The organism is Bradyrhizobium sp. SRS-191 (genome assembly GCF_024586915.1).
Classification (GTDB): domain Bacteria; phylum Pseudomonadota; class Alphaproteobacteria; order Rhizobiales; family Xanthobacteraceae; genus Bradyrhizobium.
Map to the genome: position 1 here is coordinate 140,038 of NZ_JANBVS010000007.1, position 14,839 is coordinate 154,876.

The window sequence follows — 14,839 nt, forward strand, 5'->3', positions numbered from 1 at the left end:
TGCGCAGCGGCGGACAACCGTGCGAGCCGCCGGCGCCATCAGGCGGTGTCTCAGGGGCATTCATCCGCAAAATATGACGGTCGCTGGAGGGCAGGCTTGGACGCTGATCAAGTCTTCGCAGCTATTCCCACCGTGAACAATCTCTCGGTCGCCATTGTGATCGGCTGCGTCGTTCCCACGTACTTTCTCCGCCTCGATCAAGGACCATCCAGATGGATCCTGGCGCTCGCCATCGTGAGCGGATTGTCGACCTTGGTGCTTACGCTTGCGGGGGCATCGATCAGCGTTGCCCGCTATCCGTTCTTGCCGCTCTACTTCGTTCTCGTGTTTTCACCGCTCAATCTCGTGCTCATCGCGATGTTGGCCTGTATTCGGCGGCTGAATCGCGTCGTCGTCTGGAGCACGGTGGTCTTGGCTTGCGCCGTCATCGACTGGGCAGGGATATCTCTACTCGTTCTGGCTCTCACGTGAGGCACCTGCCTCGTCGGCGTCGAACGCCTTGTCCTGATCCGCGTCGGCCTTCTCCGGACCTGGCGCGGTACGGAACGCCTCACGCGGCGCCACTACCCGATTGTTCAGGCCCATGACCTCCGCCGCGCGCTCCAGGTCCCGCCAGAAGCCGCCGCCGGGCGAGGTGAGATGGCCGAGCTCCATCAGCGTGTCGAGCGCCAGCTCGAGCTCGTTATGCTCGAGATACTCCGCAAAGTCCTCGTACAGCTTGGCGCAGGCCTGCACATGCCGGAGCGGAGGCGACGGGAGCGTCGCCTGAGCTCGGCCGAGCAGGGCCCTCACCATCGTCCATCGCGCTGCCAGCTCCGGGCTCACCATCTCATCGCTCCCGATGCCGGTACGGTCCACGATCGAAACATCGGAGTCAACAATCCCCACGCAGATCACGTTTTCCGGCCGCGCCTGGACCCACGTTGCTCCGCAATCTGCCTGATGGCGCCGAGCATGCGCCGCCGGATGAGACCGCTCACCGGCCGGATCACGAGCCAATAGGGCAGAAACATCAGGTACGACGCCCGGTCGGGACAATGCACGCGCGTCTCGGTGACGAGCCGCGTGATCTCGCCCTCGGGCTCGGCCATGAAGCCGAGCACGAGCTTCGGGGTGCGCGGCGCGCTGAAGGTGATGAACGCGTCCGGCCCGGCGATCCTCACGAGCCCGAAATCGTTGCGCCAGAACTGCCCGATCAGCCCGCCCGCGATCGCCCGGTCGCCGTCGCGGCCGAGCGGCGCAAAACTCTTCAGGCTGAACGGCCGTGGCGACGCATGCCGCGACGGCGCCAGCGCATGCATCAGCCGCGCCGGCATCTGCCGCAGAGCCATCGCGGTCTCGGAGAAGCGGTCACGTGGCGGCTCCCACGCCTGAATGAGGTCGAGCAATTCGCCAGGCGGACAGCGCACGCGCGTCTCGTGCCGCTCGGAGAACTGATAGCTCGGCAGGAGGCGGTCGAGCAGGGGCATCGGAGTATTCCAAGATGCTGCGGTTGAACCTATCTTGGCATGGTTTCTCGTTCGCGACGATGACCAAGAGCGTCTCCGTTCGAACAGGCCATGCGCAGCGTGTGGGGTCTTCGATGGTGCTTGCCATCTTCTTCGTCGTCTTCTGTGCCATTTTCGGCACGCGCATCTATCGCGAATGGCATGCTGCATCGAATAGCGCTCCCAAGAGAATTGCGATCTGCATCGGCGCTATCTGCATGTTCGCCTTCGCCGAGCCGATGTGGATCGGCTTGGTCCCCCCGGCCATGCTCGAACATGTCGAGCTGCCCAATGCACCCGGAGGAGACCGGGTCACCGCGCCTGACGGCCGCGTCTTCGTCGTGAGCTACCCGATCGCCCGCGTGCAACGCTATGGGCCCGGCGGCTTCGAAATGGGCTTCATGTACGGTGCGAAGGCATCGAGTGCCGGGATGTCGTCCTCGGGCGCGATCCTGATCTGCACGGTGAGCCATGCCTTGCTGAGCTACAGCGCCGACGGCATCGAGTTGCCGCCGCGCGGATCATGCCCGGACAGAGCAAAGACCTGGTCGTTCTATCTCGGTCATGCCCAAGTCCCGAGCATTGCGTTCAGTTGGATCGCGCTGCTCGCCGTTCCGTTCTGGCATCCCTTGGCGGCATGGTCGATCGCGGTTCTGACAGGCCTCCTGGCGTGGAGCATCGAACGGGAGGCGGTGCGCTAGGATGCTGGTGTTACACTAAACGTATGCGGTGACGAGCCGCCGTTAAGTGCTCTGTCATCGTAATCGCCTTTAACAGCTGTGCATCGTCAGAACGTAGCTTGCGGAGTAACGAAACGGCAGCTGGCGAGAGCGACACGGTCCAGCAATAAGGCCCTTCGCTCCCCGCAGCCCAGCTCTGCTGAAATTGCCCGTCGTGCCAGTTTGCCGCAACATTTTGGCTTGCACCGTCGGGCAAATCACCTGCACATTTTCGGCCGTCCCGTGCTCATCAACGAGGGGCGCTTCGCGAGTCGTCACGAGCGTTGGGCGCGGGATGCGGTGGCCGGATTGGAGTTGCAGCTACGCATTCGCGAGCGGACGAACAACTTCGATGCGGACGGTGAAGTCGCGTGGTCCTGGCCTCCCGATGCTGAGGTCAAGCCTGCTGGTGTGCTCGCGCGCATCGCGGGTGATGGGGGCAAACAAGCCCGGTCCCCAGGGAGAGCGCGTATAAATCGTAAGCCCATCGCGCAGGGAGGGCCGGGATGTCCCAGCCGAACCTGTGGTGACTGCCGCCTGCATTCTTTTTCTGCAGGCGGGCCATGGGGGCGGCAGGCTCCCGGCCTTCCCTGCGCCTTCGATGTCGAAGAGGGCGGTCTTGCAGCAGAGCTCGGACGCAAATTGCGCCGCGAGGATGCGTTGTCACGGGACGTGCTGTTGTGCGCCGTCAGTCCCCCGTCATTGTGACGCGTGTCGCTATCCGGAACTCTGGTCGCCGCGCGCGCTTTTGATTGGGCTGGCCCGGCCCGTGAAGGTAACGAGACCGCAAGCCTCGGCCGCTACGTTCGGCGCACATCTCATGACCAGAGGATTCATCAGATCATGGCCACCCTGGCAGACCAGATCGTCGAGACGCTCGAGATCGCCGGCGTCAAGCGCATCTATGGCGTCGTCGGCGACAGCCTCAACGGCCTCACGGAGTCGCTGCGCGTCCGCAAGACGATCGACTGGGTGCATGTCCGCCATGAGGAGGCCGCGGCGTTCGCAGCGTCAGGGGAATCGCAGATCACGGGCGAGCTCGCCGTGTGCGCCGGCTCCTGCGGGCCCGGCAACCTGCATCTCATCAATGGTCTCTATGACGCGCAGCGCAGCCGCACGCCGGTGCTGGCGATCGCCGCGCACATCCCGTCGAGCGAGATCGGCGGCGGCTACTTCCAGGAGACCCATCCGCAGAATCTGTTCCGCGAATGCAGCGTGTATTGCGAGCTGATCTCCGATCCCACGCAGATGCCGTTCGTGCTCGACAACGCGATCCGCGCCGCGGTCGGCGAACACGGCGTCGCCGTCATCGTCATCCCCGGCGACATCGCGCTGAAGGCGGCGCCGAAGCGCGTGCTGCCGCCGTCGATCGGTCTGTTGCCGCCGAAGCCGGTGGTGCGCCCGGCCGAGCCGGAGCTCGATGCGCTCGCGGCGCTGCTCAATGGCGCGGAGCGCGTGACGCTGTTCTGCGGCCGCGGCTGCGCCGGCGCCCAGGCGGAGCTGATGCAGCTCGCGGCGGCCTTGCAGAGCCCGATCGTGCATGCGCTCGGCGGCAAGGAGCACGTCGAATACGACAACCCGTTCGATGTCGGCTTGACCGGCTTCATCGGCTTCTCCTCCGGCTATCACGCGATGCACAGCTGCGACACGCTGGTGATGTTGGGGACGGATTTCCCGTACAAGCAGTTCATTCCCGATGGCATCAAAATCGCGCAGGTCGACATCCGGCCGAGCCAGCTCGGCCGCCGCGCGCGGCTGGATGTCGGCGTGGTCGGTGATATCGGCGAGACTCTCCGCGCGCTGCTGCCGAAGCTCGATGCGAAGTCCGATCGCAGCCATCTCGACGACAATCTGAAGCGCTACGCCGCCGCTCGCAAAGGCCTCGACGATCTCGCCGTCGGCACGCCGGGCCGTCTTCCGATCCATCCGCAATATCTGACGCGGCTGATCAGCGAGCAGGCCGCGGGCGATGCGGTCTTCACCTTCGACGTCGGCACGCCGACGATCTGGGCCGCGCGCTACATTGCCATGAACGGCCGCCGGCGCCTGGTCGGCTCGCTGGTGCACGGCTCGATGGCGAATGCCATGTCGCAGGCGATCGGCATCCAGGCGGCGCAGGCCGGACGGCAGGTGATCTCTTTGTCGGGCGACGGCGGCTTCGCCATGCTGATGGGCGACCTCATCACCTTGAAGCAGATGAAGCTGCCGGTGAAGGTCGTGATCTACAACAACGGCACGCTCGGCTTCGTCGCGCTGGAGATGAAGGCCTCGGGCTTCGTCGAGCATGGCACCGATCTGGAGAATCCGGACTTCGCCGCGATGGCGCAGGCGATGGGCATCCATGGCCGCCGCGTCGAGGACCCCGGCGAGCTGCCCGGCGCCGTCAGCGACTGGCTCGCGCATGATGGCCCCGCGGTGCTCGACGTCGTGACCGCCAAGCAGGAGCTGTCGATGCCGCCGACCATCGGCCTCGAACAGGTCAAGGGCTTCAGCGTCTGGCTGATCCGCGCCGTGATGAGCGGCCGCGGCGACGAGGTGATCGACCTGGCGAAGGAGAATCTGTTGCCGCGGTGAGATCGCGGTGTGGCGAGCATCGTCCTCGCGGCACATCCTTCGAGACGACTGCCTCCGGCGGTCTCCTCAGGATGAGGGGGAGTTCGCGGTGACGCTGCAATCTCACGCCTCTCCCTCATGGTAAGGAGCGCCGCGCCTGAACCAAGCGGTCACGACGATCGCCAATCACGGCGCGGCTCGAACCATGAGGCCGAGATGGTGCGGAGCTGTACTGTGAGGAGAACGAGATGGTGCTGCCGGACAGGATTGAACTGTCGACCTCTCCCTTACCAAGGGAGTGCTCTACCACTGAGCTACGGCAGCAAAAACGGCGGGGGACCGGCCCCGAAGGCCGCGCCCGAACGCGGGCGGTTCTTGCCACAAGGTCCTGGCCTGCGCAAGCGCGGCTCGTTCGGTTTTCGGGGAAAGACGCAGGTGCTCCGGCCGAATCGGCGCAAAACTGCTCCGAATCGGATCGAAATCATCGATTCGGCTGCGAATTTCGCCTCGAGGGCCGAAATGACCTGCGTGTGCGTCGGCAACTCCCCATGCGGGCGGGCGACGTGGCCTGGAGCGGGACCTATCGTCTGCGTCGGATCGCCTCTTGGCTTTCGCGCCCGCAGCATCAATTGTGCTCCTGGTAAGGGGGGACCGCGTGACAATGGCAGACCAGACCGGCAAGGATTCGTCGAGGAAGGGCGCGCGCGAGGAGCGGCTGAAGCAGGCGCTGCGCGAGAATCTGAAGCGGCGCAAGGCCCAGAGCCGGGAACGCAGTCAGACGGCGTCCGCCGACGAGGGCAGCGTTGAGGCGGCCGGTGATCGCGGTCCGGATGAACAACGGTAAGAAGAGTTCAATGTGGGGAGCGTGCGGATGACGGATGAGGGAACGGCGACTGATTCGGCGGGACAAGGCGTGGAGCTGGCGAAGACCTTTGCCCGGTTCGACCAGACCTTCCCGGAGCTGACCCCGGCCGAGATCGCGCGCCTGCGCGGCTTCGGCGAGATCCGGACCTATCGCGACGGTGAGCTGCTGTTCGAGACCGGCAAACCGGGTCCGGGCATGTTTGTGATCCTCAAGGGTCATGTCGCCATTACCCAACGCGACGGCCTCGGTCACGTCACCCCGGTCATCGATCAGGGGCCGGGACAGTTTCTCGCCGAGATCGCCCAGCTCTCCGGCCGCGTCGCGCTGGTCGACGGCCACGCCGAAGGCGAGGTCGAGGTCATCCTGATTCGCCCCGAGAAGCTGCGCGCTTTGCTGATCGCCGAGGCCGAGCTCGGCGAGCGCATCATGCGGGCGCTGATCCTGCGCAGGGTCAATCTCATTCAGGGCGGCGCCGGCGGCCCGGTCATGATCGGCCCGCCGCAATCGGCCGCGATCGCGCGGCTGCAGAGCTTTCTCACCCGCAACGGCTTTCCGCACCATCTGCTCGATCCCGCTGTCGATCACGACGCCGCCGATCTGATCGCGCGCTATTCGCCGACGCCGGCAGAGCTGCCGCTGGTCGTGGTCTCCGACGGCAGCGTGCTGCGCAACCCGAGCGAGACCGAGCTCGCCCGCGCCATCGGAATGATCGGCGGCCCGCGCGGCGAGAAGATCTACGACGTCGCGGTGGTCGGCTGCGGACCGGCCGGACTTGCCACCGCGGTGTATGGCGCCTCCGAAGGTCTGTCCGTCGCGGTGCTGGATTCGCGGGCCTTCGGCGGCCAGGCCGGCGCCAGCGCCCGCATCGAGAACTATTTCGGCTTTCCGACCGGAATCACCGGCCTCGCGCTGACCGCGCGCGCCTTCAACCAGGCGCAGAAATTCGGCGCCGAGATCATGATCCCGGTATCGGTGACGGCGCTCGATTGCGAGCGCAGGAACGGCGCCTTCGTGCTGGCGCTGGAGGGCGGCGACGAGGTCCGGGCGCGTTCGATCGTGGTTGCCAGCGGCGCGCGCTATCGGCGGCCGGGCCTCGACCGGCTCAAGGAGTTCGAGGGCCGTGGCGTCTGGTACTGGGCTTCGCCGATCGAGGCGCGGCTGTGCGCGGGGCAGGAGGTCGCCCTCGTCGGCGGCGGCAATTCCGCCGGGCAGGCTGCGGTGTTTTTGTCGGGGCACGTGAAGAAGGTGCGGATGATCATCCGCGGCGGCGGGCTGGCGGCATCGATGTCGCGCTATCTGATCGAGCGCATCGAGGCGACGCCCAACATCGAGCTGTTGTTCAACACCGAGGTGGTCGCGCTCGACGGCGGCGCCGACACCGGGCTGGAGCGTATCACCTTGAGAAGCCGGTTGTCGGGCGAGGACACGCCCGCCGACATCAGCAACCTGTTTCTGTTCGTCGGCGCCGATCCGGCGACCGGCTGGCTCGGCGATTGCGGCGTGACGCTCGACCGCGCCGGCTTCGTCGTCACCGGCGCGCAGTCGGAGCAGAATGCCGGGCGGATGGTGTCGCCGCTGGAGACGTCGGTGCCCGGGGTCTTTGCGGTCGGTGACGTCCGCTCCGGCTCGGTCAAGCGGGTCGGCGGCGCCATCGGAGAGGGCGCCCAGGTGGTGGCCGCGCTGCACGGGTTTTTGGCCGATGCGCTGGTGCCTCCGGTCTGATTCGTTCGGCGCGTTGCACCGTCAGGGGATGAAGGCCCTGAGGATGCGACCTGCCGTTGCGAACTCATCAAATCGCCGTAATGTCGGTCCTGTTGCGCCCATCTCAGCCCGATTTACCGGCCAGCTCCCATAGGACCAGCATGGATCGCATTCGCATCGTCGGCGGCAAACCGCTTCACGGCATCATCCCGATTTCGGGCGCGAAGAACGCCGCGCTGCCGCTGATGATCGCAGGCCTGCTGACGCCGGAGACGCTGATCCTGGACAACGTCCCGCGCCTGGCCGACGTCGCGCAGCTGCAGCGCATTCTCGGCAATCACGGCGTGGACATCATGTCGGTCGGCAAGCGCCCCGGCGACGGCCAGTATCAAGGCCAGACGCTGCAGATCTCGGCGGCCAACATCATCGACACGACCGCGCCTTACGAGCTGGTGTCGCGGATGCGCGCCAGCTTCTGGGTGATCGCGCCGCTGCTCGCGCGCATGCACGAGGCGCGGGTGTCCTTGCCCGGCGGCTGCGCCATCGGCACGCGGCCGGTCGATCTTTTGATCATGGCGCTGACGAGGCTCGGCGCCAGCATCGAGATCGACGCCGGCTATGTCGTCGCCAAGGCGCCGGGCGGCTTGCGCGGCGGCACGATCGATTTCCCGAAGGTGACTGTCGGCGGCACCCATGTCGCGGTCATGGCGGCGGCGCTCGCCAAGGGCACGACGGTCATCACCAATGCTGCGTGCGAGCCGGAGATCACCGATCTCGCCGATTGCCTCAACAAGATGGGCGCGCGCATCTCCGGCGCCGGCACGCCTGTTATAGAGATCGAGGGCGTCGCCGCTCTGCACGGCGCGCGGCATACCGTGCTGCCGGACCGCATCGAGGCCGGCACCTATGCGATCGCCGCCGCGATGACCGGCGGCGATGTCCAACTCGCCGGTGCCCGGCCGGAGCTCTTGCAGTCCGCACTCGACGTGCTGTCTGAGGCCGGCGCCGAGATATCGAGCGATGCCGAGGGGATTCGCGTCGTCCGCAACGGCCACGGCATCCGCCCGGTGCAGGTCACGACCGCGCCGTTCCCCGGTTTTCCGACCGACCTGCAGGCCCAACTGATGGCGCTGATGGTGCGGGCGCAGGGAGCTTCGGCGATCACCGAGACCATCTTCGAGAACCGCTTCATGCACGTCCAGGAACTGGCCCGCTTCGGCGCGCGTATCAGTCTGGACGGCGAGACCGCGCGGATCGAGGGCATCTCGACCTTGCGCGGCGCGCCCGTGATGGCGACCGATCTGCGCGCCTCGGTGTCGCTGGTGATTGCCGGGCTGGCCGCGGAAGGTGAGACCATGATCAACCGCGTCTATCATCTCGATCGCGGTTTCGAGCGTTTGGAAGACAAGCTGAAGGCCTGCGGCGCGACCATCGAGCGCATCCGCGAGTGAGGTGACGAAGCGAATGAGGATGATGTCGTGACCGACCGGCTCAAACTGATCGCGCTCGACGCCGACGATCTCGCCGTGATCTCCGCCCATGTGCAGGACGCGCGGGTGGCGCCGGCCGACATCATCTGGCGGCAGGCCGAGAAGCGGCTGGTCATCGGCATGAACCGGCTCGACTGGGACCAGGCTCTTCACGGCGAGAGCGAGCCGCGCCGGCTGCTGGCGGCGTTGCGCTTCGATCGCGTGCTGGCGTGCAAGTCGCGCGGCATCGATCTCAGCGCACCCCCGTCGGGGCTGGAGCTGATCGGCATCGAATTCCACGCTGGGACCGAGCCGCCCGCGGGAAGTGCGCTGCTGCTGTTCTCCCACGGCGGCGCGCTGCGACTCGATGTCGAATGCCTGGAATGCGAGCTGACCGATCTCGGAGCTGACGATCTCGGCGTCGGCGAGGTCGACGACGTGCCGCCGCTGACCGGGTAGGGGCCGGTTCAAAGGGTTGACGGCCCCGCGCTGCCGCGCCATTGAGCAGGGGGTCTGGGGCAGCCACCCCTTCGGAAAGTGCCAGAGATGCCCATTCGCCTGTCCCGCGCCAGCGCCGATTTCGACACCCAGTTTCGGCAGTTTCTCGCCGCCAAGCGCGAGACCTCCGCCGACGTCGAAGCCGCCGCCCGCGCCATCGTCGACGACGTCGCCAGGCGCGGCGATGCGGCGCTGCTCGAGGCGACGGCCAAGTTCGACCGGCTGGAGCTGACTGCCGCCACGCTGCGCGTCACGGCGGGCGAGATCGAAGCCGCGGTGAAGGCCTGCGACGCCACCACGGTCGATGCGCTGAAATTCGCCCGCGACCGCATCGAGGCCTTTCACCTGAAGCAGCTGCCCCAGGACCAGCGCTTCACCGACGCCGCCGGCGTCGAGCTTGGCTGGCGCTGGAGCGCGATCGAATCTGCCGGTCTCTATGTGCCCGGCGGCACCGCGGCCTATCCCTCCTCGGTGCTGATGAACGCCATTCCTGCCAAGGTCGCCGGCGTCGGCCGTCTCGTGATGGTGGTGCCGGCGCCCGACGGCAAGCTCAATCCGCTGGTGCTGGCGGCCGCGCATCTCGGCGGCGTCTCCGAGATCTACCGCGTCGGCGGCGCGCAGGCCGTGGCGGCGCTGGCGCATGGCACCGCGACGATCGCCCCCGTCGCCAAGATCGTCGGCCCCGGCAATGCCTATGTCGCGGCCGCCAAGCGGCTGGTGTTCGGCAAGGTCGGCATCGACATGATCGCCGGCCCGTCCGAGGTGCTGGTCATCGCCGACGACAGCGGCAATGCCGACTGGATCGCCGCCGACCTGCTGGCCCAGGCCGAGCACGACGCCAGCGCGCAATCGATCCTGATCACCGACAGCCGCCGCCTCGCGGACGACGTCGCCCGCGCCGTCGAGGGCCAGCTCAAGACCCTGCCGCGCGCCGCGATCGCCGGCGCGTCGTGGGCCGATTTCGGCGCCATCATCGAGGTCGACAACCTCGACCAGGCCGTGCCGCTGGCGGACGCCATCGCCGCCGAGCATCTGGAGATCATGACCGCCGACCCCGACGCGTTCGCGGCCAAGGTCCGCAACGCCGGTGCCATCTTCCTCGGCGCGCACACGCCGGAGGCGATCGGCGACTATGTCGGCGGCTCCAATCATGTGCTGCCCACCGCGCGCTCGGCGCGGTTCTCCTCCGGTCTCGGCGTGCTCGACTTCATGAAGCGCACGTCGCTGTTGAAATGCGGTCCGGACCAGTTGCGCGCGCTGGGGCCAGCGGCGATGACTCTGGGTAAGGCCGAGGGTCTCGACGCCCATTCACGCTCCGTGGGAATACGCCTCAATCTGCCATGACCCAGAACCCGCCAGGCGACGACCGGACCAATCGCATCGTGGCGGTGACGCTCGACGAGGAGTCGATCGGCCGCTCCGGTCCTGACATCGAGCATGAGCGGGCGATCGCGATCTACGACCTCGTCGAGGAGAACCTGTTCGCGCCCGAGGGCGCCGACGGGGCCGGTCCCTTCACCCTGCATCTCGGCATCACCGCCAACCGGCTGATGTTCGACATCCGCCGCGAGGACGGTACGCCGGTCGTCACGCACCTGCTGTCGCTGTCGCCGTTCAGGCGGATCGTGAAGGACTATTTCATGATCTGCGACAGCTACTACCAGGCGATCCGCACCGCCACGCCCGACAAGATCGAGGCGATCGACATGGGCCGCCGCGGCATCCATGACGAGGGCTCGCGCACTTTGCAGGAGCGGCTCAAGGGCAAGGTGCGGGTCGACTTCGAGACCTCGCGCCGGCTGTTCACCTTGATCACGGTGCTGCACTGGAAGGGCGAGGGCCAGTGACGCCGCGCGCCGCCCGCCGCGCGTCCCAGCTTTCGGCCAAGGGCGCCTAGCCGCATGGCCGAGGGGCCGCCGCGCGCGCGCCAGCCGCAGGCGGTGCTGTTCGCCTGCGGGCAGAACAGCGTGCGCTCGCCGATGGCCGAAAGCCTGCTGCGGCAGATGTTTCCGCACGCGCTCTACGTCCGCTCCGCCGGCGTCAAGAAGGGCGAGCTCGACCCGTTCGCCGTCTCCGTGATGGCCGAGCTCGGCCAGGACATCTCGCAGCACAAGCCCACCACCTTCGAGGAGCTCGAGGACTGGGAGGGCCTGAACTTCGACCTCATCATCACCCTCTCTCCGGAAGCGCATCACAAGGCGCTCGAGCTGACCCGCACCATCGCCGCCGACGTCGAATATTGGCCGACGCCGGACCCCACAAATGCCGACGGCAACCGCGAGCAGAAGCTGTCGGCCTATCGCGAGGTCTGCGACGGCCTGTTCACCCGCATCCGCAAGCGCTTCGCCAAGCCGGGACCGGCAGGCTTGTGAGTTCCGGTTCCCCCACAGCTGTCATCGAACCGAAATACCAGCGTTGTCATCAGCTCAAACTGAGCGCTTAGAGCAGGCCCGTCGCAGCTTGTCGCACCCTTCGGGTTGTGGAATGACAGCCCTTCCGATAGGTTCCGCGCGCCCGCCCCCGCCATTTCCGAATCCCTCAGCGAAATCAGCATGCTCGGCCGTCCCAAAATCGTTCTTGCATCCGGCTCGCCGAGGCGTCTGGCGCTGCTCAACCAGGCTGGCATCGAGCCCGACGCGCTGCGCCCCGCGGACGTCGACGAGACGCCGAAGCGCGGCGAGCTGCCGCGCGCCTGCGCCAACCGCCTTGCGCGGGCCAAGGCCGATGCGGCGCTGAAATCCGTCCAGCTCGACGACGAGCTGCGCGGCGCCTTCATCATCTCGGCCGACACGGTGGTCGCGGTCGGTCGCCGCATCCTGCCCAAGGCCAACCTGGTCGACGAGGCCTCGCAGTGCCTGCGCCTGTTGTCGGGCCGCAACCACCGCGTCTACACCGCGATCACCCTGGTGACGCCGAAGGAGGCGTTCCGCCAGCGCCTGGTCGAGACCCGCGTCCGCTTCAAGCGGCTCAGCGAGGACGACATCCAGGCCTATATCGGTTCCGGCGAATGGCGCGGGAAGGCCGGCGGCTACGCCGTCCAGGGCATCGCCGGCTCGTTCGTGGTGAAGATGGTCGGCTCCTACACCAACGTCGTCGGCCTGCCGTTGTACGAGACCACGACCCTGCTCGCCGGCGAGGGCTTTCCGATCCGCTTCGGGTGGCTGAACACCGTCGGCGTGTGATGCCCCGGTGGTTCGAGCATTCTCCCGGACAACCGGGGCCACTTTTCCCGATCACGCTCCGGGGATGCATCCGGCGCCGCGGGCGCCTAAATAGCGGCCATGCCCGACGATTCGACCCGCTCCAAGACTAACGCCAAGACTAGCGCCAAAACCGCCGCTCCCGCGAAGCCCCTCCGCCGCTGCCCGATCTGCAACCGGCCGGCCGCCGAAGCGTCGCGCCCGTTCTGCTCGCCGCGCTGCCGCGACGTCGACCTCAACCGCTGGCTCAGCGGCTCCTATGTCATCCCGGCCACCGAAGGCGACGAGGACGACGTCGAATAATCCAGTATTTTCATCGCCTTGGTCCGGCGATGCCGGCGACCGCAGGCGCGGCTGCGCAACTGCAAAAGGAATGTGAAAACTTACGCGAAGGGCGGTAGACAGCACCGTCCGCGCCCACTATAAACCGCCGGCTCGCAGGGCTTTTATGCCCCTCACGAGACTTGCCCAGGTAGCTCAGTTGGTAGAGCATGCGACTGAAAATCGCAGTGTCGGTGGTTCGATCCCGCCCCTGGGCACCACGCTTCGCCCTTCGGGCTACGCGTGGCGCAGCCTCGAAGTAGCCCGAAGGGCGAAGCGTGCCCGGCGTAGCCCTTGGCGAAGCCGGGCGTTTGAGCCCCCCAAGTGTCAACTTGAGTCGCGCTCCCTGATCTCCGATCAACCCTGTCAAACAGCCCGCCGCGATAAGCAGCCGTCACCCGCGCCCATGCCGCCGCGATCTCGCGAGCTGATCGCCCCGAGCTCTGCTGCAGTCGGCCTCCTCATTAAGTGAGAGGGCGCAGGGAAGGCCGAGTGCCGACTGGCACCCGCGGCCCCCGTGCGAAACAGAGTGCACGGGGAAGGAACCACAGGCTCAGCCGGAAACAACCCGGCCTTCCCTGCGCGATGGTTTGAACGGCTGCTCCGTGCTCTCCCAGGGGACCGGGCTTGCTTGCCCCCGTCATCGACATCGTCGCCGACCAAGACACCAGCGTCGGGGTGTCGGGACCACACGGCTTGACCGTCCGCGCAACGACGTTCGTCCGCACCCATCAAGGATGCTGCGTCGCCCCGCGGCCACCACTCCCCGCCGCAACGTCCCGTGACGATCGCGATACGCCCCTCTCAGTGCGGGCGGGATGGCGGGATCAAACCACTGATTTGGGGATCGTGTCAACAAACTTTCTGGTATTCAGAATAAATGGCCACGCCGATTGATGTCAGCCTCCTCCCCGAGCACGACGAACAAACGCTTGGCGTTGCCCCGAAACGAGCAAGGAGAAAAGTGCAGCGTCAACGTAATTCTCAGTCGTGCAGGATCTTATGCGATTCTCAAGCTCGCCCGCGACGGGCAGAACGCTGTCGCCTCGCTCGACGCGCTTGATCGCCTTCAGTTTGTATGCCGTCGGAAACTGACGGTTCTTCCCTCTCGCTGCCACAGGTCATCCTCGGAATGCCTGTCACTGAAATTAGCGTGTCTCACTTGAGGGGTACAGTCCAGCACTGTCACGTATTCTAATCCGCAGTTCCGGGTATCTGTTCCTCTAAGAACGAGGTCGTTTGCTTGATCATAGACCGCGACCAGAAACAGAGCTTTTTCACCAGACTGCTAGCGCCCGCTCTCCTTGAGAGTCACAGCGGATAATTCCTGCAATTGCTCTTGATGAACCCTTTCAGTACTCTTGCAAGAAGCCTAAAGGCTTGGGCGATCGATCATCGAAAATTGCGGCAGTGAGAGGACCGCCCAAGTACGCGCCCGTGTCGACGTTTAATCTATTGGTACGCTGTTCGGGCATTTGGTTCAAAGTTGGCGTGTGGCCATGTACCACGAGCCTCGAATAATTTTGTCGGTCAGACAAGAAGGGCTCCCTCATCCACAGACAATCATTTTCGGCTTGTTGATTAAGTGGTTTGTTCGGGTCAATGCCGGCATGCACGAAGAAGCGTAACCCGTCATCATAGTGAATAGGTAGCGATTGAAACCAGCAGATATGATCGTGGGGCATCTCGGCGGGGGTGCCTACCCTATAGCTGAGAAGCGTAGCCTCGCCCCCGTTATGGAGCCAGACCGGAACATTGGCAGTATCGTACGTACTCAATAATGCTAACGCTTCATGATTGCCTCGCAGACATATAACGGTCTCAGAGTCACTCTTTTGTGCACCCATTAGAAATTCAACGACTCCATGGCTGTCGGGCCCGCGGTCGATATAGTCGCCGATGAAAATGAACTTGGGTCTATCTTCTCCGCAATCCAGCCTGCATCGATCGACCAGTCCACGTAGTTGTCTTAAGCAGCCGTGTATGTCACCTATTACATAGGTTTTTCTCATCGATGTTTCCAACT

General features: G+C 65.7%; 15 protein-coding genes and 2 tRNA genes. 13 read left to right on the forward strand and 4 right to left on the reverse strand.

Translation table 11 applies throughout. The annotated features are described in order from the left end of the window. The first annotated feature begins 96 nt into the window (after positions 1–96). A complete protein-coding gene (locus NLR35_RS14930; protein WP_257167289.1) occupies positions 97–471 on the forward strand; it encodes a hypothetical protein in 375 nt (124 codons plus the stop codon). Here NLR35_RS14930 and NLR35_RS14935 read toward each other — a convergent pair. Next, complete coding sequence (locus NLR35_RS14935; protein ID WP_257167290.1) at positions 448–828, reverse strand: hypothetical protein; 381 nt, start codon at positions 826–828, stop codon at positions 448–450. The two genes, NLR35_RS14930 and NLR35_RS14935, sit on opposite strands and share 24 nt — an antisense overlap. Positions 829–893: 65 nt before the next feature. Continuing rightward, positions 894–1,469: a hypothetical protein gene (locus tag NLR35_RS14940; protein WP_257167291.1), complete on the reverse strand. Its 576-nt coding sequence runs from the start codon at positions 1,467–1,469 to the stop codon at positions 894–896. Positions 1,470–1,528: 59 nt separating this feature from the next. Between NLR35_RS14940 and NLR35_RS14945 the strand changes: the two genes are divergently transcribed. Next, positions 1,529–2,188: a hypothetical protein gene (locus tag NLR35_RS14945; protein WP_257167292.1), complete on the forward strand. Its 660-nt coding sequence runs from the start codon at positions 1,529–1,531 to the stop codon at positions 2,186–2,188. An 861-nt stretch (positions 2,189–3,049) separates the two neighbouring features. Next, a complete protein-coding gene (gene poxB, locus NLR35_RS14950; protein WP_257167293.1) occupies positions 3,050–4,780 on the forward strand; it encodes a ubiquinone-dependent pyruvate dehydrogenase in 1,731 nt (576 codons plus the stop codon). Between the two features lie 228 nt (positions 4,781–5,008). Here the strand turns inward: poxB and NLR35_RS14955 are convergent. Next, a tRNA-Thr gene (locus NLR35_RS14955) sits at positions 5,009–5,083 on the reverse strand. Between the two features lie 337 nt (positions 5,084–5,420). On the opposite strand from NLR35_RS14955, the gene NLR35_RS14960 reads away from it, so the two are divergent. The 10 genes from NLR35_RS14960 (at position 5,421) to NLR35_RS15005 (ending at position 13,034) form a co-directional block, all read left to right on the forward strand. Next, a complete protein-coding gene (locus NLR35_RS14960; RefSeq protein ID WP_257167294.1) occupies positions 5,421–5,603 on the forward strand; it encodes a hypothetical protein in 183 nt (60 codons plus the stop codon). A gap of 27 nt (positions 5,604–5,630) precedes the next feature. Continuing rightward, entirely contained in the window at positions 5,631–7,346 is a 1,716-nt protein-coding gene (locus tag NLR35_RS14965; protein ID WP_257167295.1) for a cyclic nucleotide-binding domain-containing thioredoxin-disulfide reductase, read from the forward strand. 140 nt (positions 7,347–7,486) lie between these two features. Then, positions 7,487–8,776, forward strand: coding sequence for a UDP-N-acetylglucosamine 1-carboxyvinyltransferase (gene murA, locus NLR35_RS14970; RefSeq protein WP_257167296.1), 1,290 nt, complete (start codon positions 7,487–7,489; stop codon positions 8,774–8,776). A gap of 27 nt (positions 8,777–8,803) precedes the next feature. Continuing rightward, a complete protein-coding gene (locus tag NLR35_RS14975) occupies positions 8,804–9,253 on the forward strand; it encodes a DUF2948 family protein (protein ID WP_257167297.1) in 450 nt (149 codons plus the stop codon). Positions 9,254–9,340: 87 nt separating this feature from the next. Then, a complete protein-coding gene (gene hisD, locus NLR35_RS14980) occupies positions 9,341–10,636 on the forward strand; it encodes a histidinol dehydrogenase (RefSeq protein WP_257167298.1) in 1,296 nt (431 codons plus the stop codon). After that, complete coding sequence (locus NLR35_RS14985; RefSeq protein WP_257167299.1) at positions 10,633–11,139, forward strand: UPF0262 family protein; 507 nt, start codon at positions 10,633–10,635, stop codon at positions 11,137–11,139. Before hisD ends, NLR35_RS14985 begins: the two co-directional genes overlap by 4 nt. A 54-nt stretch (positions 11,140–11,193) precedes the next feature. Then, positions 11,194–11,664, forward strand: coding sequence for a low molecular weight phosphatase family protein (locus tag NLR35_RS14990; RefSeq protein ID WP_257167300.1), 471 nt, complete (start codon positions 11,194–11,196; stop codon positions 11,662–11,664). A 180-nt stretch (positions 11,665–11,844) separates the two neighbouring features. Then, entirely contained in the window at positions 11,845–12,474 is a 630-nt protein-coding gene (locus NLR35_RS14995; protein WP_006613056.1) for a Maf-like protein, read from the forward strand. 99 nt (positions 12,475–12,573) lie between these two features. Further along, positions 12,574–12,795 (forward strand): DNA gyrase inhibitor YacG, encoded by a 222-nt coding sequence (gene yacG, locus NLR35_RS15000; RefSeq protein WP_257167302.1) that lies wholly within the window; start codon positions 12,574–12,576, stop codon positions 12,793–12,795. 163 nt (positions 12,796–12,958) lie between these two features. Then, positions 12,959–13,034 (forward strand) — tRNA-Phe (locus NLR35_RS15005). 1,131 nt (positions 13,035–14,165) lie between these two features. On the opposite strand, the gene NLR35_RS34315 is transcribed toward NLR35_RS15005, so the two are convergent. Beyond that, entirely contained in the window at positions 14,166–14,825 is a 660-nt protein-coding gene (locus NLR35_RS34315; RefSeq protein ID WP_374940816.1) for a metallophosphoesterase family protein, read from the reverse strand. Between the last annotated feature and the right edge of the window lie 14 nt (positions 14,826–14,839).

Excerpts from the sequence above, each read along its gene's own strand:
- NLR35_RS14990 (WP_257167300.1), top strand. The coding sequence starts at position 11,194 with ATGGCCGAGGGGCCGCCGCGCGCGCGCCAGCCGCAGGCGGTGCTGTTC.
- NLR35_RS34315 (WP_374940816.1), bottom strand. The coding sequence starts at position 14,825 with ATGAGAAAAACCTATGTAATAGGTGACATACACGGCTGCTTAAGACAA.
- NLR35_RS14965 (WP_257167295.1), top strand. The coding sequence starts at position 5,631 with ATGACGGATGAGGGAACGGCGACTGATTCGGCGGGACAAGGCGTGGAG.
- yacG (WP_257167302.1), top strand. The coding sequence starts at position 12,574 with ATGCCCGACGATTCGACCCGCTCCAAGACTAACGCCAAGACTAGCGCC.
- murA (WP_257167296.1), top strand. The coding sequence starts at position 7,487 with ATGGATCGCATTCGCATCGTCGGCGGCAAACCGCTTCACGGCATCATC.
- NLR35_RS14960 (WP_257167294.1), top strand. The coding sequence starts at position 5,421 with ATGGCAGACCAGACCGGCAAGGATTCGTCGAGGAAGGGCGCGCGCGAG.
- NLR35_RS14945 (WP_257167292.1), top strand. The coding sequence starts at position 1,529 with ATGACCAAGAGCGTCTCCGTTCGAACAGGCCATGCGCAGCGTGTGGGG.
- NLR35_RS14985 (WP_257167299.1), top strand. The coding sequence starts at position 10,633 with ATGACCCAGAACCCGCCAGGCGACGACCGGACCAATCGCATCGTGGCG.
- NLR35_RS14935 (WP_257167290.1), bottom strand. The coding sequence starts at position 828 with ATGGTGAGCCCGGAGCTGGCAGCGCGATGGACGATGGTGAGGGCCCTG.
- poxB (WP_257167293.1), top strand. The coding sequence starts at position 3,050 with ATGGCCACCCTGGCAGACCAGATCGTCGAGACGCTCGAGATCGCCGGC.
- NLR35_RS14940 (WP_257167291.1), bottom strand. The coding sequence starts at position 1,469 with ATGCCCCTGCTCGACCGCCTCCTGCCGAGCTATCAGTTCTCCGAGCGG.
- hisD (WP_257167298.1), top strand. The coding sequence starts at position 9,341 with ATGCCCATTCGCCTGTCCCGCGCCAGCGCCGATTTCGACACCCAGTTT.
- NLR35_RS14995 (WP_006613056.1), top strand. The coding sequence starts at position 11,845 with ATGCTCGGCCGTCCCAAAATCGTTCTTGCATCCGGCTCGCCGAGGCGT.